This is a genomic window from Jiangella anatolica (assembly GCF_003236295.1).
Taxonomy (GTDB): domain Bacteria; phylum Actinomycetota; class Actinomycetes; order Jiangellales; family Jiangellaceae; genus Jiangella; species Jiangella anatolica.
The window spans coordinates 1-399 of the sequence record NZ_POTW01000246.1; the positions used below are offsets into that span (position 1 = coordinate 1).

The following is a 399-nucleotide window of genomic DNA, read 5'->3' on the forward strand; positions in this document are numbered from 1 at the left end:
GCGTGGGCCTTTTGTGACCAGTATCAGCCTGGCTGAAGGCGCGGCGTCGGCGCGCCGTTCGGGCGGGCGGCTGGGCGGCGGCATAGGCTGCCGGCATGGCCGCCCCGATCGCGCTTCCGGAGACCTTCGCCCGCGCGGTCGCCGGGCTGCGGTCCGCGGCGCCGCGGCCGGAGATCCTGCTTGAGGAGGTCGGCGCGCCGCAGCGGCTCGCCCCGTACGCCTTCGCGCTCTCCGCGACCGTGCTGCGCGACGGTGACGAGGTGGCCACCGGGCGGCTGATCCTGCTGCACGACCCGGCCGGGCACGAGGCGTGGCGGGGCACCCTGCGGCTGGTCACCTACGTGACCGCCGAGCTGGAGGTCGACCTGGCCGCCGACCCGCTGCTGCCCGGCGTGGGCT

At 76.7% G+C, this 399-nt stretch carries 1 protein-coding gene; it reads left to right on the top strand.

What is annotated here, in order from left to right; translation table 11 throughout:
• Nucleotides 1-95 precede the first annotated feature (95 nt).
• On the top strand, nt 96-399 hold a 304-nt coding region (locus C1I92_RS33220), incomplete at its 3' end, for a DUF3000 family protein (protein ID WP_146605408.1).